Genomic DNA, 19,653 nt, shown 5'->3' with positions numbered 1-19,653 from the left:
TCCTACCGCCCCGTTTAGGCCTCAAATCGTCACTTTGTGGCAAAATCTCCGTCGAATGCGCACAGGGCGCGCAGTCACGGATGGCCCGGTCCGGGCGTGGGGAATTGTGGGGGCCGTCGGGGCGTTGTACCGGTAATGCGCATTGTTATTGCAGGTGGACATGGAAAAATCGCTCGGCAGCTCACGCGGGAGCTCACGAAGAATGGCCACGAGGTCCTCGGGCTGATCCGCTCGGAGGAACAGAGGGCGGATCTCGTCGCTGACGGAGCCGTTCCGGTGGTGATCGACCTCGAAAAGACCTCATCGGCCGAGGTGGCGCACCTCTTGGCCGGTGCCGACGTCGCGGTGTTCGCCGCGGGCGCCGGAGCCGACGGCAGCGAGGAGCGCCGTCAGGCCGTCGACTTCGGCGGCTCCGTGCGACTGGCCGACGCGGCCGAGTCCGCCGGCGTGGCGCGCTTCATCCAGATCTCGTCGACCGGCACCGAGAAGGTGCGGGACGGTCAGACCCCGGCGGATGTCCCGGCGGACTTCCTGGGCTACCTGCAGGCCAAACTGGCGGCCGAAGAAGACCTGATCGCTCGGTCCCTGGCCTGGACGATCGTTCGCCCCGGCGGCCTCGTCGACGACGCAGGAACCGGACTGGTGCGCCTGAACCCGGCCGGCCCCGGCCTGCCGGAAGATCGCGCGACTGTGCCCCGCGCGGACGTCGCGGCCGTGCTGGCCGCACTCATCGAGACCGGCGCCGCCGAGCGCCGGGTGCTGCACCTGGTCTCCGGCGACGAACCCGTCGCTGTCGCCGTAGCCGCGTTCGCCTAAGGCTTCGGCCGCCAGGCGGGCCCCCGCCGGTCGACCCGGTGCACCTTCAGCCGACCCAGCGCCGGCCCTCCGCACAACACCGCGGAGGGCCGGCGCTTGAATGCGCGGTAGATGTCTGGCAGTCTGTGAGAGCGCTCTCATCAGTGAGATGGTGGAGCATTCGCCGGCCGGAACATCCGCCGGAGTGAATTCAATGGAGGATCGCATGCCCCTCGAGACCATCATTCAGCCCACCGTCCGGGGCGAGATGCCGTTCGACCCCGCAGAGGGCACTGACCCTGCGGAGGGCACCGTCCGGGGCGGACCGGTCGATCTGGACGGACGCCGGTTCTACCGGATCGAGGCCTACGACCAGATGCCGCCGTTCTTCATGACCCTCGTCGGCGCAAGCAACGTCTGGCTCTTCATCTCGAGCACGGGCGGCCTGACGGCAGGACGGGTCGACGCCGATCGGGCCCTGTTCCCGTATTACACCGACGACAAGGTCACCGAGAGCGGCGGCCGAACCGGTGGGCTCAGCGTGCTGCTCGTTCGACGCCCCGACGGGACCGGGATTCACTGGCAGCCGTTCGCGGAGGTGCGTCCCGGCGATCAGGCCGTGCAGCGCACGCTGTACAAGGACGCCCTCGGCACCACCCTGGTCTTCGAGGAGACCCGCCCGGATCTCGGCCTGCGCCTGCGCGTGACCTGGCAGACGAGTGCCCGCTTCGGCGTCGTGCGCAGCTGCGCCCTGACCTCGTTCGGCGAAACGCTCGACGTCGACCTCCTCGACGGCCTGGTGAACATCCTTCCCGCCGGAGCCCTCAAGAAGACGCAGAACGAGCTGAGCGTGCTGCTGGACGCCTACAAGCGGGCCGAACTCGACTCTTCGACGGGCCTCGGGCTGCTGACACTGAACGCGACGCTCTCCGACCTCGCCGAGCCCAGCGAGTCGCTGCAGGCCAACGTGGCCTGGCAGGTCGGGCTGGGCAACGCCGAGTACCTGCTCTCGATCAGCCAGGTGGCTGCCTTCGCCCGGGGCCGGGGCATCACCGCCGAGACGGATGTCCGCGGCCAGCGCGGCGCTTACCTCGTGCACGCGCGGATCACGCTGGCCCCCGGAAGCACGCAGCGCTGGCAGATCGTCGCCGACGTCAACCAGGACGCGGCCGATGTCGTCGCCCTGCGCGAGAAGCTGCGAGATCCTGCCGGGCTCGCCGAGGAGCTCGCGGCCGACATCGTCGGCACCCGGTCCGACCTGGAGACGATCCTCGCGGCCACCGACGCCGCGCAGCACAGCGGCGACGAGCTCGCGACCATCCACCACACCGCCAACGTGCTTTTCAACACGATGCGCGGCGGCGTTCCGGCCGAGGGCTACACGGTGGAGTCGAGCGACGTGCGGGCGTTCATCATGCAGCGGAGTCAGTCGACCGCCCAGCGCTGCGCCGGCGTGCTGGCGGCGCTGCCCGAGCGGCTGCGCGCCGACGAACTCATCGCCATCACCCAGGAGCACGGCGACGTAGACCTGTGGCGCCTCGCCACGGAATACCTGCCGCTCACGTTCAGCCGCCGGCACGGCGATCCGAGCCGGCCGTGGAATCAGTTCCGGATCGTTCTGAAAGACGAGAGCGGCATCCGTCGCCTGGAATACCAAGGCAACTGGCGGGACATCTTCCAGAACTGGGAGGCGCTGGCCTGGTCATTCCCCGAATTCGTGGAGTCGATGGTCACGATCTTCCTTGACGCCACGACCGCCGACGGCTACAACCCGTACCGGATCTCTCGCGAGGGCATCGACTGGGAGGTCCCCGAGCCCGAAGACCCCTGGGCCAACATCGGTTACTGGAGCGACCACCAGATCATCTACCTGCTCAAGTTGCTCGAGACCTCCCGCCGCTTCCACCCGGGGCGCCTCGACGCGCTCATCAACCGGGCGGCCTTCACCCACGCCGACGTGCCGTACCGGATCGCCGCCTATGCGGACATCCTCACGGACCCGTACAACACCATCACCTTCGACGACGAGCGGCAGCGCACGATCACGCGGCGGGTCGCCGAGGAGGGCTCGGACGGTCGGCTCGTGCACGGTGCCGACGGCGACCTCGTGCGGGTAACGCTGGCCGAGAAGGTACTGCTGCTCCTGCTGGCCAAGCTCGTCAATCTGGTGCCGGACGGCGGCATCTGGATGACGACCCAGCGCCCGGAATGGAACGACGCCAACAACGCGCTCGTCGGCCGTGGCCTGTCGGTGGTCACCCTCGCCTATCTGCGCCGCTACCTCGTCTTCGTGCAGGACCTCCTGACCGTCGACGTCGAGCTCTCGAGCGAGCTCACCGGACTGCTCACCGCGGTGCGCGACGTGCTCTTCGAGCATGCGGATGGCCTGGCCGGCGGGTTCGATTCCACTCGCCGCCGGGCCGTGATGGACGGCCTGGGCGAGGCAGGGACCGCCTATCGCGAGCGGGTCTACGCCGGGTTCGGTGGGGAGCGGTCGACGGTCGCCGCGGGAGACGTCGCCGAACTGCTCGATCTGGCTCGACGCTTCATCGAGTCCGGCCTGCACGCCAACCGGCGGGACGACGGGCTCGTGCACTCCTACAACGTGCTGGAGTTCGGGGACGATGGGGCCGATGTGCGACGGCTCGCGGAGATGCTCGAGGGCCAGGTCGCCATCCTTTCCTCCGGCCTGCTCGGCCCGGAAGAGACGCTGGACCTGCTCGGTGCCCTGCGCACGAGCCGGCTGTACCGCGCCGACCAGCACAGCTACATCCTCTATCCCGACAAGGACCTTTCGTCCTTCCTCGCCCGCAACACCTTCAGTGCGGCACGGGCCGCCGACTGCCCTCTCGCCCTGCGCCTCATCGCTGCCGGCGACCGCAGCATCGTTGTGCGCGATGTTCAGGGCGACCTGCACTTCGCCGCCCACATCCGAAACGCCAGGGGCGTTTCGGAGGCGCTCGACCGGCTCAGCGCCGACCCGGCGCTGCAGGGCGCCGTGGAACAGGACCGGGCCGAACTGCTCACCATCTTCGAGGAAGTCTTCCGGCATGCGGAATTCACCGGGCGCTCCGGCTCGTTCTTCGCCTATGAGGGCCTCGGCAGCATCTACTGGCACATGGTCGCGAAGCTGCTGCTCGCGGTGCAGGAGACACTCGACCGGGCCGTCGCCGAGCAGGCGGATGAAACTTCGATCCAGGGGCTGATGGCGGCGTACGAGGACGTGCGTGCCGGCATCGGCTACCGCAAGGATCCGCTCACCTACGGTGCGTTCCCCACCGATCCTTACTCGCACACGCCCGCCGGCCAGGGCGCCCGGCAGCCGGGGATGACCGGGCAGGTCAAGGAGGAGGTGCTCACCCGCCTGGGCGAGCTCGGCCTGCGGGTCGAAGACGGTCGCATCCGTTTGCGGCCCACCCTGCTGCGGGCCGGCGAGTGGACCACGGTTCCCGGCACGTTCGCCTACCGGGATGTCCTCGGCGAGCAGCACAGCGTCGAGCTGCCCGCGGACACGCTCGCGTTCACGTTCTGTCAGGTCCCGGTCGTGTTCCACCGCGGCGGCACGCTCGAGATGGTCGCGCACCTCACCGACGGCGCCCAGGTGCCCGGTCCTGGCGGCACGCTCGACGCCGACGTGAGCGCGAGCGTCTTCCGCCGCGACGGCCGGGTGCGCTCCCTCACGGTGACCGTACCGGACCACGACGGACTCTGACCGCCGCGCCAGGAGAGAGCGCTCTCTTGACAAACCATCGATGCGCGCACTAACGTAAGCACCACCACGTGAGAGCGCTCTCACGGCACCATGAGAGCGGCCTTGCATCCACCCATCAGCACGCACACAAGGGAGTGACCGTGAAGCGTTTCCCGCGCACCACACTTGCAGTAACAGTCGCCGGAGCAGCATCCTTCGCACTGGTTCTATCCGGTTGTTCAGCGAACGCCGGCGGAGAGCAGTCGACCGACGAAAACGTCAAACTGACCGTCGCGACGTTCAACGAATTCGGCTATGACGACCTGTTCGCCGAGTACGAGAAGGCCAACCCGAACGTCACCATCACGCACAAGAAGGCCGCCACCTCCAACGAGGCCCGCGACAACCTCACGACCCGTCTCGCCGCAGGCAGCGGCCTGAGCGACATCGAGGCCATCGAGGTCGACTGGCTGCCGGAACTGCTCCAATACTCCGACCAGTTCATCGACCTCGCCTCTGACGACGTCGACGAGCGCTGGCTCGACTGGAAGACCGAGGCCGCGACGGATGCCGACGGCCGCCTGATCGCCTACGGCACCGACATCGGTCCGGAAGCCGTCTGCTACCGCTCCGACCTGTTCGCCGCCGCCGGTCTTCCGACCGACCGCGCCGAGGTCGCCGCACTCCTCGGCACCAGCTGGGAGAGCTACTACGCAGCCGGTGAGAAGTTCGCTGCTGCCGGCACGAACGTGCCGTGGTTCGACTCTGCCGGAGCCACCTGGCAGGGCGTCGTCAACCAGATCCCCAACGCCTATGAAGAAGAAGACGGCACCATCATCGCCACCGGGAACCCGGAGGTGAAGAAGGCCTACACGAGCGTGCTCGAGGCCAGCAGCACGCTGTCCGCGCACCTCGGACAGTGGAGCGACGACTGGACCGCCAGCTTCCAGAACGACGGCTTCGCCACGATGCTCTGCCCGGGCTGGATGCTCGGCGTGATCTCCGGCAACGCTGAAGGCGTCGCCGGCTGGGACATCGCCGACACGTTCCCCGGCGGCGGCGGCAACTGGGGCGGCTCGTACCTGACCGTTCCCGAGCAATCCAAGAACCAGGCCGAGGCCCAGAAACTCGCTTCCTGGCTGACCGCCCCGGAGCAGCAGCTCAAGGCGTTCGCGTCCAAGGGCACGTTTCCGAGCCAGCTCGAAGCCCTCGAGAGCGACAAACTCCTCGGCGCCACGAACGAGTTCTTCAACAACGCGCCGACCGGTGAGATCCTTGCCAACCGCGCCGCCGCTGTCGACGTGACCCCGTACAAGGGCGAGTTCTACTTCGCGATCAACGACGCCATGCAGCAGGCGCTCACCCGCGTCGAAGACGGCACCATGACGGCTGACGAGTCGTGGGCTCAGTGGGTCACCGACGTCGAGTCGCTCGGCTAACCAGCACCACCCCGCCGGTCGGGCCTGTCGAGACCACCTGGTCCCGGCCGGCCCGACCCCGGTCTCGACCGGCTCACCCGGGCCTCGACAAGCTCAACCACCGAAGGACTTTCATGACTACCGTTGCCGCTGTCGAGGTGAATGCCCGCAGCATCCGCCGCATCGCCCTCAGCCACACACTGAGCCGCTGGGATGTGCGCTTCTCGCCCTACCTCTACATCTCCCCCTTCTTCCTCGTCTTCGCCGTCATGGGCCTCTTCCCGCTGCTGTACACGGCGTGGGTGTCGGTGCACGACTGGAACCTCATCGGCGGCCAGGGCGACTTCGTCGGCCTGGAGAACTTCGTCACGGTGCTGAGCCAGGGATACTTCTGGAACTCCCTGCGCAACACCTTCAGCATCTTCCTGCTCTCGAGCATCCCCCAGATCATCGTTGCGCTCGGCATCGCCGCCGTGCTCGACTTCAACCTGCGCGGAAAGACCTTCTGGCGCATGGGCGTGCTCCTCCCCTACGTCGTGGCCCCGGTCGCCGTCGCACTCATCTTCAACGACCTCTTCGGCGACAAGTTCGGCTTGATCAACAGCGCGATCATGAGCCTGGGCCTCGAGCCAGTGCGCTGGCACGTCGACGTGATCCCCAGCCACCTCGCCATCGCCACAATGGTGAACTTCCGCTGGACCGGTTACAACGCCCTTATCTTCCTCGCCGCCATGCAGGCCGTCCCGCGCGATTACTACGAGGCCGCCATCATCGACGGCGCCAACCGCTGGCGCACCTTCGGGTCGATCACCCTGCCACTGCTGCGACCGATCATCATCTTCGTCATCCTGACCTCGACGATCGGCGGGCTGCAGATCTTCGACGAGGCACGCATGTTCGACAACGTCGGCCAGGGCGGAGCCAGTCGCCAGTGGCAGACGCTCACCCTGTACATCTACGAACTCGGCTGGAACCAGCGCAACTTCGGCCGGGCGTCCGCCGTGGCCTGGCTCCTGTTCCTGATCATCATCCTCATCGCTGTCATCAACTTCCTCATCACCCGTCGCATCGCGGGCACCGGCGACCGCAAGCTGCGCGTCCGCGCGAAAGGCATCTCATGAGCAAGACCATCATCGGCGGGCACGACCGTCGGCCGTCCCTCTGGGTCTACGGCATCCTGATCGCGGTTCTCCTCGGCTCGGCCTTCCCGATCTGGTGGTCGTTCCTGATCGGCAGCCAGGATGCCTCCGCGTTGAACCAGAACGGGATGATGTGGATCCCGGGCGGTAACTTCATCGCCAACGCGGCCACGGTCATCGACAGCATCCCGTTCTGGACGGCGCTCGGCAACAGCATCATCGTGTCGTCCGTGGTGTCGCTCAGCGTCGTGATGTTCTCGACGCTCGCCGGCTACGCCTTCGCCAAGCTGAAGTTCCGCGGCCGGGAAGGTCTGCTCATCTTCGTGATCGCGACCATGGCCGTGCCGACCCAGCTCGGCGTCGTGCCCCTGTTCATCGTCATGTCAAGGCTCGGCTGGACCGGCAGCCTCTGGGCCGTCATCGCGCCCGCCATGGTGACCGCGTTCGGCGTGTTCTGGATGACCCAGTACCTGCGCGACGCACTGCCCGACGAGCTGATCGAGGCGGTGCGCATGGACGGAGCGTCGATGATCCGCAGCTTCTGGCACATCGGTCTCCCGGCCGCCCGCCCGGCCGCGGCGATGCTCGCCCTGTTCACGTTCATCGGCACCTGGACCAACTTCTTCTGGCCGTTCATCGTGCTCGGCCCCGGCAACCCGACCCTCCCGGTTGCACTGCAGCAGCTGCAGGCCGCCTTCTACGTCGACTACTCGCTCGTGCTGGCCGGCGTGGTGCTCTCGATCATCCCGCTGATCCTGGTCTTCATCTTCCTGGGTAAGCAGCTCGTGGCCGGAATCATGCAGGGCGCGGTCAAGGGATGACCTCGTTCGGAACACTCGAAACAATCACCGAGAATATTGGTATGACCTCACACGTTCGTCCCTTCCCGCCCGAGTTCCTCTTCGGGGCGGCGACGGCCGCCTACCAGATCGAGGGCGCCGCCCATGAGGACGGCCGCACGGATTCCATCTGGGACACGTTCAGCCGCGTGCCGGGTGCTGTCCTCAAGGCCGACAACGGCGACGTCGCCTGCGACCACTACCACCGCTATCAGGGCGACGTCGCCCTGATGAAGGACCTGGGGCTGCAGACCTACCGCTTCTCCACCTCCTGGGCCCGGGTGCGTCCCGACGGTGGGCCGGTCAACCCGAAGGGCGTGGACTTCTACTCCCGCCTGGTCGACGAGCTCCTCGGCGCCGGCATCACGCCGTGGTTGACCCTCTACCACTGGGACCTGCCGCAGGCCCTCGAGGAGAAGGGTGGCTGGACCAACCGCGACACCGCCGCACGCTTCCGGGACTACGCCCTCACCGTGCACGACACCCTCGGCGACCGCGTGGGCGTGTGGACCACTCTCAACGAGCCGTGGTGCTCCTCCTTCCTCAGCTACACCGCCGGCGCCCACGCGCCCGGGCGCCAGAGCCCCCGGGACGGCCTGGCCGCCGCACACCACCTGCTCCTGGGGCACGGCCTCGCCGTCGAGGCGCTGCGCGAACGCGACTCGAAGCTCGAGCTCGGCATCACGCTCAACCTCACCGTCGCCAAGCCGGTCGATCCGACGCATGCGGGCGACGTGGATGCCGCGCGCCGCATCGACGGGCAGTTCAACCGGATCTTCCTCGACCCGGTCTTCCGCGGCTTCTACCCGGAGGATGTGCTCCAGGACGTGGCCGAGTACGGGCTGACCGATTTCATCCACGAGGGAGACCTGGCCCAGATCAACCAGCCGATCGACACCCTCGGCGTGAACTATTACCACGGCGACATGGTCAGTGATCGCCCGGCCGAACATCCGTTGCTCGCCCAGGCCCCGACCGACCGCCTCACCCGGTCGCCGTTCCCGGCGGCCGACGGCGTCTACGACCACCCGCAGGGGCTGCCGCTGACCGCCATGGAGTGGGAGGTGCAGCCCGACGGGCTACGCGAACTGCTCGTTCGCGTGAACACCGACTACGCCGCCCCGACCGGCACGAGCCTCTACGTCACCGAGAACGGCGCGGCGTTCGACGACGTCGTCGCCGCGGACGGCAGTGTTCCGGATGCCCGGCGCACCGTATTCCTGACCGACCACCTGGGCGCCATCCTCGACGCGATCGATGAGGGAGTCGACGTCAAGGGCTACTTCTACTGGTCGCTGATGGACAACTACGAGTGGGCCTGGGGCTACGAGAAGCGCTTCGGCATCGTGCGGGTCGATTACGAGACCCAGGAGCGCACCGTCAAGGACAGCGGACGTTCTTACGCCGAGATCATCCGCAACCGCGCCCTCTCCTGAACCGGAACCGCGAGGGATGCGGGCAAAATATAATGGCGTCATGATAACGAGTGTGCGCCAGGTCCGTCCTTCGCAGCCCACCCTGGAAATGGTGGCCGAGGTGGCCGGGGTTTCCCGGGCCACCGTGAGCCGGGTCGTGAACGGGTCCACCAGGGTCAGCCCAGAGATCGTCGCCTCGGTGACGGAGGCCATCAACAAGCTCAACTATGTTCCGAACCGGGCGGCCCGCTCGCTCGCGAGCCGGCAGACCGAGGCCGTGGCCCTGGTCGTGCCTGAGGATATGACCCGGTTCTTCGGTGACCCCTACTTCGCCGCGGTCGTGCAGGGCATCACCCGCCGACTCGACCAAAGTGATTACACGCTCAACCTGCTCGTTGCGTCGAGCGACCCACGGCACAAGACTCTGCGCTACCTGCGCTCGGGCAACGTCGACGGGGCGCTCATCATCTCGCACCACACCGGCGACGACTTCGTGGCCGAACTCGACAAGACCATGCCGGTGGTCTTCGGCGGCCGGCCGTCGAACGCGGACAACCTCGCCGCCTACTTCGTTGACGTCGACAACGCGGCGGGTGCCGAGACGGGCACCCAGCACCTCGTCGACATCGGGCGCCGCCGCATCGGCTCGATCGCCGGCGCGGTGGACATGCCGGCCGGCATCGACCGCCTCACCGGGTTCGAGCGCACGCTGGAGCGGGCCGGGCTGCCCGCGGATGCCGTCGAACTCGCCGACTTCACGGCCGCCGGTGGCGCGGCAGCCACCCGCCGGCTGCTGGAGCGGTGCCCCGACATCGACGGCCTCTTCGTGGCGAGCGACCTGATGGCCACCGGGGCGGTGGATGTGCTGCGTGAGCTCGGCCGCTCTGTGCCCGGCGACGTGGCCATCGTCGGGTTCGACGACAGCCCGGCCGCGACGAGCGGCCCGGTGCCGCTGACCACGGTGAGCCAGCCCTCCGAGGAAATGGGCTACGCGATGGCGGACATTCTGCTGCGCCGGCTCGCCGCCGACGAGAGCATGCCGCACCGCACCCTCATGCCGACCCGTTTGGTACTACGCGAGTCGGCGTGACACGCGCGGCTTCCCCGGTGCGGGTGCTGCGCCGTTGCGCGCGTGGCGCGCCGGCAGCGTAGCGGCGCAGCACCCGCGCACCGGCAATACCGGCGGGACGGGCAGGACGGGCAGGGCGGTCAGGCCAGCTGAGGCATGACCTCGCGGGCGATGAAGTCCAAGTGGCCGAGGTCGGACAGGTCCATGATCTGCAGGTAGACGCACTCGACCCCGTCGTGGGCGAGGGCGCCGAGGCGGTCCACGACCTCGGACGCCGTGCCGGCCACGCCGTGCGCCCGCAGCTCGGCCGGTTCCCGGCCCACGGCCGCGGCCCGGCGAATGAAGTCTGCCTCGTTCGCGCCCGCGACGGCGATCAGCGCCGCCGAGTACACCAGCTCACGGGGATCGCGACCGATGGCCGCGCATGCAGCGCGCACGCCGGCGAACTTGGCCGGGACATCCGCGAAATCCGGGAACGGCAGGTTGAACTCGGTGGCGAAGCGGGCAGCCAGGGCCGGGGTACGCCTGGCGCCGCCACCGCCCACGATCACCGGGATGCGGGCCTGCACTGGCTTGGGCAGGGCGGGCGAGTCGACGAGCGTGTAATGCTCGCCGGCGAAGCTGTAGCGGTCGCCGACCGGGGTCTCCCAGAGCCCGGTCACGATCTCCAGCTGCTCCTCGAGCATGCCGAACCGCCTGGCCGGGAACGGGATGCCGTAGGCCAGGTGTTCCTGCTCGAACCAGCCGGTGCCGAGGCCGAGCTCGACCCGCCCGCCCGACATCTGGTCGACCTGCGCCACCTGGATCGCGAGGATCCCCGGCGGACGGTAGGTCACCGACGAGACCAAAGTGCCCAGGCGGATGCGCCGGGTCTCCCGGGCGAGGCCCGCCAGGGTGGTCCAGGCATCCGTCGGCCCCGGCAGCACGGGAGCCGTGTCTCCCATCGCGAGGTAGTGGTCGGAGCGGAAGAACGCGTCGAAGCCGAGCGTCTCCGTGGCCTGGGCCACGGCGAGGATGTCGTCGTAGGAGGCACCCTGCTGCGGTTCGGTGAAAATGCGAAGTCTCATGCTCCCAGTCTTGCCTCGGGCCGGTCGGCGCCGAAATCGAACAGCGCCGGCACGGCCGGCTCCGGCACGGCCGGCTCGAATCCGCCGGGCAGGAACTCCACCGCGGGCAGCAGCGCGAAGCGCGTGCGCATGACCTGGATCGACTCGGGGTTCTGGTCCACCAGCACGAAGCGGCGGCCGAGGGCCGCGGCAACCGCGCCCGTCGTGCCGCTGCCGGCGAAGAAGTCGAGCACCCAGTCCCCCTCGCGGCTGGACGCCTGGATCATACGGCGCAGGATGCCGACGGGCTTCTGGGTGGGATAACCGGTCTTTTCCTTGCCGGTGGGCGACACGATCGTGTGCCACCAGACATCCGTCGGCAGCTTGCCCTTCGCGACCTTCTCGGGGGTGACCAGACCGGGCGCCATATAGGGCTCGCGGTCGACCGTGGTCGAGTCGAAGTAGTACCGGGCCGGGTTCTTCACGTAGACCAGGATCGTGTCGTGCTTGGTCGGCCAGCGGTTCTTCGACTTCGCGCCGTAATCGTAGGCCCAGATCAGCTCGTTCAGGAAGCAGTCCCGGCCGAAGAGGGCGTCGAGCAACACCTTGGCATAGTGCGCCTCGCGGTAATCGAGGTGCAGGTAGAGGGTGCCGTCATCGGACAGGAGGCGCCAGGCCTCGATCAGGCGCGGCTCGAGGAAGGCCCAATAGTCCTCGAACTGGTCGTCGTAGCCGAGCAGGTCACCCTTGATCCGCTCGTACCGCTGGCCCTTGAAACCAGTGATGATGCCCGCGGCGTCCGCACCCAGGGCGACGGATACCGGGCTCGCCGGTGCGCGCACCGACGTCGTGGTCTGCCGGTTCTGCTTGCGCCCCGTGTTGAACGGCGGGTCCAGGTAGATCAGCGTGAAGGCCGCGTCGGGCAGCTGCGGCAGAACCTCGAGGTTGTTCGCGTGGACGACACGGCTGGGGGAGGAGGGAGACCACGCGATCGGCATTCCTTCATTGTGTCAGGCAGCCTACGCTGAGGGGATGACACCAGATGCAGCATCCCCGGAAACGACCGGGGAATCCGACTCGGTCGTATTCCGCCACGAACCGGCCCTGGCCCGGTACACGCTCGAGCTCGCCGGCACCACCGTGGGCTTCGCCGACTACGAGGTCGCCGGCCAGGATGTGCTGTTCACCCACGTCGAGGTGGACCCGGCGCACCGGGGCGAAGGGCTGGCGGGCATCCTCGTCGAGCAGGCGCTCGACGATGTTCGCACCCGCACCACGCTCACGGTCGTGCCGGTGTGCCCCTACGTTGTGCGCTGGATCGACCTGCACGCCGAGTACCAGGACCTGCTCACGCGCGGACGGTAGCCCGCGTATTGACGGCCCCGTGGCCTAGGGAACCCGCCCGATCCACTCCTCGGTGCCGAACTTGGTCTCTACCAGCTCGGTCGCCCTGGCATATTCCGCTTCGGTGATCTCACCGGCGACGGCGCCATAGAGCCCGGTGAAGGTCGCCTTCATCCGGTCGATGATCGCATCCCGGCTGAGGCCGGTCTGGCTGCGCAGCGGGTCGACGCGCTTCGCGGCGCTCGTGATGCCCTTGTCGCTGAGTTTCTCCCGGCCGATGCGGAGCACCTGCACCATCTTGTCGCCGTCCATGTCGTAGCTCATGGTGACGTGGTGCAGCACGGCGCCGCTGCCGAGACGTTTCTGCGCGGCCCCGCCGATCTTGCCCTTGGGGCTCGTGATGTCGTTCAGCGGCTGGTAGTAAGCGTCGATGCCGAGGGATTTGAGCGCCGTGAGCACCCACTCGTCGAGGAATGCATAGGAGTCAGCGAACGTCATGCCCTGAACGAGGTCGGTCGGTGCGTAGATCGAGTAGGTGATGACCGAGCCGGCTTCCATGAACATGGCGCCGCCGCCGCTGATCCGGCGCACGACGGTGAAGCCGTGCTTGGCGGCCTGGACCGGGTCGACCTCGTTCTTCAGGGACTGGAAGCTGCCGATGACGACGGCCGGCTCCGTCCATTCCCAGATCCGCAGCGTGGGGTTGCGGCGCCCCTCGCCGACCTCGATCGCGAGCACCTCGTCAAGCGCCATCTGCATGACGGGAGCGACAGCCTTGGTGTGGATCAGCTGCCACTCGTAGTCGCGCCAGCCGCTGGCCTGGGCGAGGGAGCGACGGATGGCCACCGCCACCGATTCGGGCGAGAACCCGAGCAGCGTGGCATGAGCCGGGAGCGCGGCGCGCACTGCGGCGGCGATGCTGACCGCGTCGCTGTCGGCGGACAGGCCGTTCACGGCCGCGTTGATGTCGCCGAGCGCACTATCGGGTTCGAGGAAGAAATCACCGGCCAGCCGGAAGTCGACGATCGTGTTGTCGACGACATCGAGATCGACGACGACGAGCTTGCCGCCTGGAACTTTATATTCACCGTGCATGACGCCAGCCTAATCGGCGCGCACGGCAAAACGTTTGGCCAGCCACCCGATCAGGTCGTCGAAGACATCCTCACGGTTCGTCTCGTTGAACACCTCGTGACGGGCACCGGGGTAGGTGATGACCCGGATGTCCCGAAGTCCCGACCGCCCGGAATAGGCCCGAACCAGCCTGCGAGCGCTGCGCTCCCCGCCCACGATGTCGTCACCGCCGACCAGGATGAGCAGCGGCAGGCCCGGCGGCAGGTCGCGGCCCGGCCTGCCGAAGAGGCGCGCCGCCTCTCGCAGCCCGAACAGCTTGGCCAGCGGGGTCGTGGTCGTGAGCGGGTCGGCGATGAAAGCGCGGGCCACCTCTGGATCGCGGCTGAGCCACTCCACCCCGGTGTCGCCAAGGTGCTTGTGTCGGCGGTTGAGGTCGCCGCTGTCCAGGTAGCCGGGCATCCGGTAGGCCGTGCCGCTGAGCACGACCGCGTCGTAGTCGGCGGCGTGCGCGTTGACGATCATCTGCACCATGAAGGACCCCCAGCTGTGGCCGAGCAGCACGAGCGGCAGATCAGGGTGAGTGGCGCGGATGATCCCACTCAGCTGGCGTACGCCGGCCACTGCCGCACGCAGTCCGCCGGGGCCGAGGCGGCCGAGGCGGGACAGGTCGCCGTCGTACTGGTGCACTCCGGTCTGGCCGTGGCCGCGGTGGTCGTCGGCGTAGACCGTGTAGCCGGCCGTGTTCAGTCGGGTGGCGAGCTCCGCATACCGCTGCGCATGCTCACCGACCCCGTGAACGAGCTGCACGATGGCCCGCGGGCGATCGACCGGCCAGGTGAAATACGTGATCGAGACGCCAAAGTCATCCGTGTAGGTAGGCACGAGGCCAGTCTGGCAGGACTCGCCCCGCGCGTCTCTGGATTCCGGTTCTTTGCCGTCGATCCTGAACTAGGCTGCGAGCAGGGAATACTTAGCAAGGCTAAGTGGTTAGGGTGGGTAGCTATGGAATCTTCACCGACATCTCACGTGCTTGCGCCGGAAGTCTCCCTTGGTCGACGTGCGACGGTAGCCGAGTTGAGTCACGATTTCCGGCTGGCCAACGGCCGGCTGGCCCGCCGCCTGCGGCAGGAGAAGGCCGACAATGAGCTCAGCTCGAGCCAGTTCTCGGCACTCGGCACCCTGTTTTTCCATGGCCCGTTCACCCTCCGCGAGCTCAGCGAACGCGAGCGGGTCACGCCGCCGTCGATGAACCGCACGGTCAACGCGCTGGTCGAGGCTGGCCTCGTGAACCGGGCCGGCTCTGCCGACGACGGCCGCAAGGTGGTGCTCACGGTGACCGACCAGGGGCGCACCCTGATGCGGGAGACGCGCAAACGCCGGGATGCCTGGCTCGCCCAGCGCATCGTCACGCTCAGCCCCGACCAGCGCCGGATCCTCACCGAGGCCGTCGACATCATGAAGGAACTCGCCAACAGTTGAACAACATGTTCCGCTCCCTGAGCATCCCGAACTATCGAATCTGGTTCGCGGGGGCCCTCGTGTCGAACATCGGAACCTGGATGCAGCGCACGGCCCAGGACTGGATCGTGCTGACCGAACTGACCGATTACAACGCCACCGCGGTGGGCATCGTGATGGCTTTGCAATTCGGGCCCCAGCTCGTGCTGATGCCCTGGTCCGGCCTCATCGCGGACCGGTTCAACCGGCGCAGACTGCTCATCCTGACGCAGACCCTGATGGGCCTGCTCGCCCTCGGCCTCGGTGTGATCACCGTCACCGGCGTCGCGGAGCTGTGGCACGTCTACCTCTTCGCCCTGGGCCTCGGGATCGTCGCGGCGATCGACGCCCCCGCTCGCCAGACCTTCGTGTCGGAGCTGGTCTCCGACAACGACCTCCCGAACGCCGTGGCCCTCAACTCCGCATCGTTCAACGGCGCCCGGCTGATCGGGCCGGCCGCCGCGGGGCTGCTCACGGTCGCCGTCGGCGCCGGCTGGGTCTTCATGATCAACTCGGCGACGTTCGCGGCGACGGTGCTCGCGATGACTCTTCTGCGCACCGTTCAGCTGAGGCCGCAGCCGCGGGCCTCCCGCGAGCGGGGACAGCTGATGGCTGGCTTCCGGTACGTGTCCCGCCGGCCAGACATCATCGTCGTGTTGATCACCGTCTTCCTGGTGGGCACCTTCGGCTTCAACTTCGCGATCTTCACGGCGACGATGGCCACGGTCGAGTTCGGCATGGGTGCCAGCGAGTTCGGGCTGCTCAGTTCGATCATGGCCATCGGCTCCGTCGCGGGGGCGCTGATGGCCGCCCGTCGCGGCCGGCCGCGGCTGCGTCTGGTCATCGTCGGATCCTTCGCGTTCGGCCTGTCCTGCGCTGTGGCCGCGGTGATGCCCAACTACCTGACCTTCGCGATCTCCCTGACCTTCGTCGGCCTGTCCTCGCTGACCCTGATGACCACCGCGAACGCCTACGTGCAGACCACGACGCGGCCGGCCATGCGCGGCCGGGTGATGGCGCTCTACATGGCGATCTTCGCCGGCGGCACGCCACTCGGGGCGCCCCTGGTGGGCTGGGTAGCCGACCAGTTCGGCCCGCGCTGGGCGCTCGGCGTGGCCGCGCTCTCGGGCCTCCTCGCGGCCGGGGCGGTGCTCTTCTGGATGGTGCGCTACCGCAGCCTGCGGGTACGGTTCCGCCGGGGCGTGACCCCACGAGTGCGGGTGCACCACGACGGAGACGGCCGCACCGCCGAGACCGCCACCCGCGAAATCGCGATCGTCGAGGCCACGGCGACGCGCTAGCGGAGTGAGACCTGACGGGCACGGCGGCAGTTCTCCCCGAACGAATTCGACGGAGATTCTGCCCAAATCGTTGCCATAAGGCCCGAAAAAGCAGGTTTCGCTCAGATTCTCCGTCGAATTGGTTCAACACCGGACACCGCCCCCCCCCCCCTGCTGAACAGAGTCCGCGCGGTGCAGCCAGCTCTGAACCTGTGGGGCGCAACACAACGAATCGCTTGGCACCCACTCGGCTGACGGATGCCGGTCAGCGCACGCCGTTCATCAGCCGCAGGATCGGTCGGGCGATCAGTGCGAGCAACAGCCCGAGCACGATCGCGACCCCGCCGATCACGCTGAAGTAGACCGTCTCCGACACCGATGTGTACCACTCGGCGAGCCAGCCGGACACCGCGGTGCCCAGGGCGATCGAGAGGAAGAACAGCGCGACCATCTGGGTCTTGAAGGGTTCCGGGGCGAGCCGCGTCGTGACGGCCAGGCCGACCGGCCCGATCAGAAGCTCCGCCACCGTGAGCACGAACAGGATCGCGATCATCGCGATCAGTGGCGTCGAATTCGCGCCGCCGTCGACGAACGGGAGGAACAGCAGGAACGCGGAACCCATCAGCACGGTGCCGAACGCGAACTTGACCGGGGTGGACGGCTGACGCGAACCCCAGCGCGTCCACAGCGCGGCGAAGGCACCCGAGAGCAGGATGATGAAGACCGGGTTGAACGACTGCACCCACGACACCGGCAGCTCCCAGCCGAACACGTCGCGGTTGAGCCGTTCGTCGGTGTAGATGGTCACCACCGTGAACTGCTGCTGGGAGAGGGACCAGAACGCGGCACTGGCCACGAACAGCGGCATGAACGCGTAGACGCGCTTGCGCTCGAGGGCGGTGATCTGACGGTTACGCAGGATGACCACGAAGTAGGAGACCGTGGCGATCAGGGTCAGCGCGATAACGATGCTGACCAGGCCGGATGCCGTGATCACGCCGAGCAGGACCAGCACCACGATCACGACGATCGTTGAGATCGCGGCCCAGAGGTAGCCGGCGTGGCGCGACGCCGGCAGCGGATTCGGCACCTCGTGCACGATGGCCGGCAGGCGCTTGCGGCCGAAGGAGTACTGCACCAGGCCGATCGCCATTCCCACGGCGGCGAGCCCGAACCCGTAGTGGAAGCCGAGGGTCGTCTGCAGCAGGCCGGTCAGGACCGGCCCGAAGAAGGCACCCAGGTTGATGCCGAGGTAGAAGAGCGAGAAGCCCGCGTCGAGCCGAGGGTCGTTCTTGGCGTAGAGCGCGCCCACGACGCTGGTCGCGTTGGCCTTGAGCCCGCCGCTGCCCAGTGCGATCAGGATGAGCCCGGTCGCCACGCCGCCGAGGCCCGGCAGGAGCGCGAGCGCCACGTGCCCCACCGCGATCACGATGGCGCTGAAGAAGAGCACCCGCTCCGAGCCCACCAGGCGGTCGGCCACCCAGGCGCCCAGGATGGTCGACAGGTAGACGCCGCCGCCGTAGGCGCCCACGATGCCTGCCGCGGTGGCCTGCGGGATCCCGAGGCCGCCGTCGGCCGCGGAGTAGTACAAATAGAGCAGCAGGATGCCCTGCATCCCGTAGAACGAAAACCGCTCCCACATCTCGACGCCGAACACGTTGGCGAGGGCGCGAGGCTGTCCGAGGAAGCTTCGGTCGTCACGGGTGGGGGATCGTTCAACAGCCGAGCTCATTGCTTGACCTTACCGTGTGCCCCCAGACCTGGGGGCATCGGCCGGGTCGCGGCATCCGGCCCGGTGGCGCGGTACGATTTTGCCCGTACCGTTACGACGACCGGGAAGGGGCCACGTGGACGCCTACTCGCTCATTTCCCTCCTCAGCGAGGTGCTGACCCTGGTCGGCCTGGCCGTCGGCGGGGCACTCTTCGCGGCCGGTCTCGTCGCGCGCGGCGTGAAGGGTCGCTGGGTACTGACGGATGGCGTCATCGCGTCCTCCCGGGCCGGAACGGTCATCCGCTGGTTCGACCGTGACGGCGAGGTGCACGAGTGCCCGGCGAACACACACGAGACGCACGGGCTCGCGCCCGGCGACGACGTGCCGGTCTGGTTCAACCGCCGCACCCCCTCCCGGTGCCGCACCCACACCCCGGAGGCCGAGGGCCGGGCACTGCGCCTGACCGGCCTGATCCTGCTCGGCATCGGTGCCGCGTCCGGCGTGCTCGGCATCGTGCTGCTCTTCATCTGAGATCCTCTGCGTTCGCACGGAGCCCGCCGCCGTGACCAGGCCCGGTCAGCGCTCGGAACGACCTCTCCACCCCGGCCACGTCCGGTTCACAGCGTGGAGAACCGGAGGCAGACTGCCGCCGGTTCACGCAACTCCAGGGGAACCACGCAATGTGCACAATCCTGATCTCGGCGGCCGCCGCCGCCATCCTCGCCGGGGCCGTCGCCGGGACGTTCGGGGCCTCGCCGGCCCGGGCCGCTTCCTCCGATCCGGGCACGCCGGCCGCCACAACCGCCGATCCGTCCGGCTCCGAAACGACCGGCACGGTGAACGCCCTTCGGTCCAACCAGCGCAATGGATCATTCGATCTGCAGTCGCACCGCGGTGGCCGCGGCCAGTGGACCGAGGAATCACTGACCGCCTTCGCCGGGTCTCTCGAGTTGGGTGTGAGCACACTCGAGCTGGACACCCATTCGTCCAGTGACAACCAGGTGGTGGTGTGGCACGACGACGTGATGACGTCCAGCAAATGCGCCGACGCCGCGCCCGCGTTCCCCGGCGACCCGGCCTTTCCCTATGCCGACGACCGGGTGCGCGACCTGAGCCTGGCCGAAATCCGCACCCTGGACTGCGGCTACCAGCAGTTGCCTGGCTTCCCTGAGCAGGCGAACACCCCCGGCAGTCGGATCGGTCAGTCCTGCAGAGCTTCGACTGGGCGTCACTGAACCTCACCCGGCAAATCGCCCCGGATCTGACCCTGGGGGCCCGATCGAGCGGGGATTCCTGGCCGAGCGTCGGGCAGCCCGGATCCAGCCCGAACCTGG

Annotated in this window: 17 protein-coding genes; 12 read left to right on the top strand and 5 right to left on the bottom strand. The window is 68.0% G+C overall.

Annotation, left to right across the window (positions count from 1 at the left end; all coding sequences use genetic code 11):
• Positions 1 to 135 precede the first annotated feature (135 nt).
• From E3T40_RS08565 to E3T40_RS08535, 7 genes are all read left to right on the top strand, one after another.
• Complete coding sequence (locus E3T40_RS08565) at positions 136 to 816, top strand: NAD(P)H-binding protein (RefSeq protein WP_104170062.1); 681 nt, start codon at positions 136 to 138, stop codon at positions 814 to 816.
• Between the two features lie 205 nt (positions 817 to 1,021).
• Positions 1,022 to 4,507, top strand: a complete 3,486-nt coding sequence (locus E3T40_RS08560) for a hypothetical protein (RefSeq protein ID WP_134543139.1) — start codon at positions 1,022 to 1,024, stop codon at positions 4,505 to 4,507.
• A 140-nt stretch (positions 4,508 to 4,647) separates the two neighbouring features.
• Complete coding sequence (locus E3T40_RS08555; RefSeq protein ID WP_134543138.1) at positions 4,648 to 5,925, top strand: ABC transporter substrate-binding protein; 1,278 nt, start codon at positions 4,648 to 4,650, stop codon at positions 5,923 to 5,925.
• 113 nt (positions 5,926 to 6,038) lie between these two features.
• Complete coding sequence (locus E3T40_RS08550; RefSeq protein WP_104099904.1) at positions 6,039 to 7,025, top strand: carbohydrate ABC transporter permease; 987 nt, start codon at positions 6,039 to 6,041, stop codon at positions 7,023 to 7,025.
• Entirely contained in the window at positions 7,022 to 7,864 is an 843-nt protein-coding gene (locus E3T40_RS08545; RefSeq protein WP_104170059.1) for a carbohydrate ABC transporter permease, read from the top strand. The genes E3T40_RS08550 and E3T40_RS08545 overlap by 4 nt, the downstream gene beginning before the upstream one ends.
• Positions 7,865 to 7,905: 41 nt before the next feature.
• On the top strand, positions 7,906 to 9,318 hold the full coding sequence (locus E3T40_RS08540) for a GH1 family beta-glucosidase (RefSeq protein ID WP_134543137.1): 1,413 nt from the start codon (positions 7,906 to 7,908) through the stop codon (positions 9,316 to 9,318).
• Between the two features lie 40 nt (positions 9,319 to 9,358).
• Positions 9,359 to 10,387 (top strand): LacI family DNA-binding transcriptional regulator, encoded by a 1,029-nt coding sequence (locus E3T40_RS08535; protein WP_104170058.1) that lies wholly within the window; start codon positions 9,359 to 9,361, stop codon positions 10,385 to 10,387.
• A 119-nt stretch (positions 10,388 to 10,506) separates the two neighbouring features.
• Here E3T40_RS08535 and E3T40_RS08530 read toward each other — a convergent pair whose 3' ends face one another.
• Together E3T40_RS08530 and E3T40_RS08525 are read right to left on the bottom strand one after the other, a co-directional pair.
• Positions 10,507 to 11,433 carry an LLM class F420-dependent oxidoreductase gene (locus tag E3T40_RS08530; RefSeq protein WP_104170057.1) on the bottom strand — a complete coding sequence of 309 codons (927 nt, stop codon included), beginning with the start codon at positions 11,431 to 11,433 and terminating at the stop codon, positions 10,507 to 10,509.
• Positions 11,430 to 12,410: a site-specific DNA-methyltransferase gene (locus tag E3T40_RS08525; protein ID WP_134543136.1), complete on the bottom strand. Its 981-nt coding sequence runs from the start codon at positions 12,408 to 12,410 to the stop codon at positions 11,430 to 11,432. Before E3T40_RS08525 ends, E3T40_RS08530 begins: the two co-directional genes overlap by 4 nt.
• Before the next feature lie 34 nt (positions 12,411 to 12,444).
• Between E3T40_RS08525 and E3T40_RS08520 the strand changes: the two genes are divergently transcribed.
• Positions 12,445 to 12,777 (top strand): GNAT family N-acetyltransferase, encoded by a 333-nt coding sequence (locus tag E3T40_RS08520; RefSeq protein ID WP_104099909.1) that lies wholly within the window; start codon positions 12,445 to 12,447, stop codon positions 12,775 to 12,777.
• A 24-nt stretch (positions 12,778 to 12,801) separates the two neighbouring features.
• On the opposite strand, the gene E3T40_RS08515 is transcribed toward E3T40_RS08520, so the two are convergent.
• Both E3T40_RS08515 and E3T40_RS08510 read right to left on the bottom strand, forming a co-directional pair.
• A complete protein-coding gene (locus E3T40_RS08515) occupies positions 12,802 to 13,851 on the bottom strand; it encodes a biotin/lipoate A/B protein ligase family protein (RefSeq protein WP_104170055.1) in 1,050 nt (349 codons plus the stop codon).
• Positions 13,852 to 13,860: 9 nt separating this feature from the next.
• The gene (locus E3T40_RS08510) at positions 13,861 to 14,712 is read right to left on the bottom strand and encodes an alpha/beta fold hydrolase (RefSeq protein ID WP_134543135.1); all 852 of its coding nucleotides are present in this window, start codon (positions 14,710 to 14,712) and stop codon (positions 13,861 to 13,863) included.
• Positions 14,713 to 14,904: 192 nt separating this feature from the next.
• Between E3T40_RS08510 and E3T40_RS08505 the strand changes: the two genes are divergently transcribed.
• The gene (locus tag E3T40_RS08505) at positions 14,905 to 15,309 is read left to right on the top strand and encodes a MarR family winged helix-turn-helix transcriptional regulator (protein WP_233191233.1); all 405 of its coding nucleotides are present in this window, start codon (positions 14,905 to 14,907) and stop codon (positions 15,307 to 15,309) included.
• 5 nt (positions 15,310 to 15,314) lie between these two features.
• A complete protein-coding gene (locus tag E3T40_RS08500; RefSeq protein WP_104170078.1) occupies positions 15,315 to 16,628 on the top strand; it encodes an MFS transporter in 1,314 nt (437 codons plus the stop codon).
• 244 nt (positions 16,629 to 16,872) lie between these two features.
• Here the strand turns inward: E3T40_RS08500 and E3T40_RS08495 are convergent, their stop codons facing one another.
• Positions 16,873 to 18,339 carry a peptide MFS transporter gene (locus E3T40_RS08495; RefSeq protein WP_134543133.1) on the bottom strand — a complete coding sequence of 489 codons (1,467 nt, stop codon included), beginning with the start codon at positions 18,337 to 18,339 and terminating at the stop codon, positions 16,873 to 16,875.
• Positions 18,340 to 18,454: 115 nt separating this feature from the next.
• On the opposite strand from E3T40_RS08495, the gene E3T40_RS08490 reads away from it, so the two are divergent.
• Together E3T40_RS08490 and E3T40_RS08485 are read left to right on the top strand one after the other, a co-directional pair.
• Entirely contained in the window at positions 18,455 to 18,850 is a 396-nt protein-coding gene (locus tag E3T40_RS08490) for a DUF3592 domain-containing protein (RefSeq protein ID WP_134543132.1), read from the top strand.
• 149 nt (positions 18,851 to 18,999) lie between these two features.
• Positions 19,000 to 19,554, top strand: coding sequence for a glycerophosphodiester phosphodiesterase family protein (locus E3T40_RS08485; protein ID WP_134543131.1), 555 nt, complete (start codon positions 19,000 to 19,002; stop codon positions 19,552 to 19,554).
• The last annotated feature ends 99 nt before the right edge of the window (positions 19,555 to 19,653 follow it).

The sequence above is a fragment of the Cryobacterium sp. TMT1-19 genome, assembly GCF_004403055.1.
In the GTDB taxonomy this organism is placed as follows: domain Bacteria; phylum Actinomycetota; class Actinomycetes; order Actinomycetales; family Microbacteriaceae; genus Cryobacterium; species Cryobacterium sandaracinum.
Note: the sequence above shows the minus strand (reverse complement) of the source record. Positions and strands in the feature narration are given on the sequence as shown.

What these genes read in the sequence shown, in the direction of transcription:
- E3T40_RS08565 (WP_104170062.1), top strand. Translation starts at nt 136, where the DNA reads ATGCGCATTGTTATTGCAGGTGGACATGGAAAAATCGCTCGGCAGCTC.
- E3T40_RS08560 (WP_134543139.1), top strand. Translation starts at nt 1,022, where the DNA reads ATGCCCCTCGAGACCATCATTCAGCCCACCGTCCGGGGCGAGATGCCG.
- E3T40_RS08550 (WP_104099904.1), top strand. Translation starts at nt 6,039, where the DNA reads ATGACTACCGTTGCCGCTGTCGAGGTGAATGCCCGCAGCATCCGCCGC.
- E3T40_RS08545 (WP_104170059.1), top strand. Translation starts at nt 7,022, where the DNA reads ATGAGCAAGACCATCATCGGCGGGCACGACCGTCGGCCGTCCCTCTGG.
- E3T40_RS08540 (WP_134543137.1), top strand. Translation starts at nt 7,906, where the DNA reads ATGACCTCACACGTTCGTCCCTTCCCGCCCGAGTTCCTCTTCGGGGCG.
- E3T40_RS08535 (WP_104170058.1), top strand. Translation starts at nt 9,359, where the DNA reads ATGATAACGAGTGTGCGCCAGGTCCGTCCTTCGCAGCCCACCCTGGAA.
- E3T40_RS08530 (WP_104170057.1), bottom strand. Translation starts at nt 11,433, where the DNA reads ATGAGACTTCGCATTTTCACCGAACCGCAGCAGGGTGCCTCCTACGAC.
- E3T40_RS08525 (WP_134543136.1), bottom strand. Translation starts at nt 12,410, where the DNA reads ATGCCGATCGCGTGGTCTCCCTCCTCCCCCAGCCGTGTCGTCCACGCG.
- E3T40_RS08520 (WP_104099909.1), top strand. Translation starts at nt 12,445, where the DNA reads ATGACACCAGATGCAGCATCCCCGGAAACGACCGGGGAATCCGACTCG.
- E3T40_RS08515 (WP_104170055.1), bottom strand. Translation starts at nt 13,851, where the DNA reads ATGCACGGTGAATATAAAGTTCCAGGCGGCAAGCTCGTCGTCGTCGAT.
- E3T40_RS08500 (WP_104170078.1), top strand. Translation starts at nt 15,315, where the DNA reads ATGTTCCGCTCCCTGAGCATCCCGAACTATCGAATCTGGTTCGCGGGG.
- E3T40_RS08495 (WP_134543133.1), bottom strand. Translation starts at nt 18,339, where the DNA reads ATGAGCTCGGCTGTTGAACGATCCCCCACCCGTGACGACCGAAGCTTC.
- E3T40_RS08485 (WP_134543131.1), top strand. Translation starts at nt 19,000, where the DNA reads ATGTGCACAATCCTGATCTCGGCGGCCGCCGCCGCCATCCTCGCCGGG.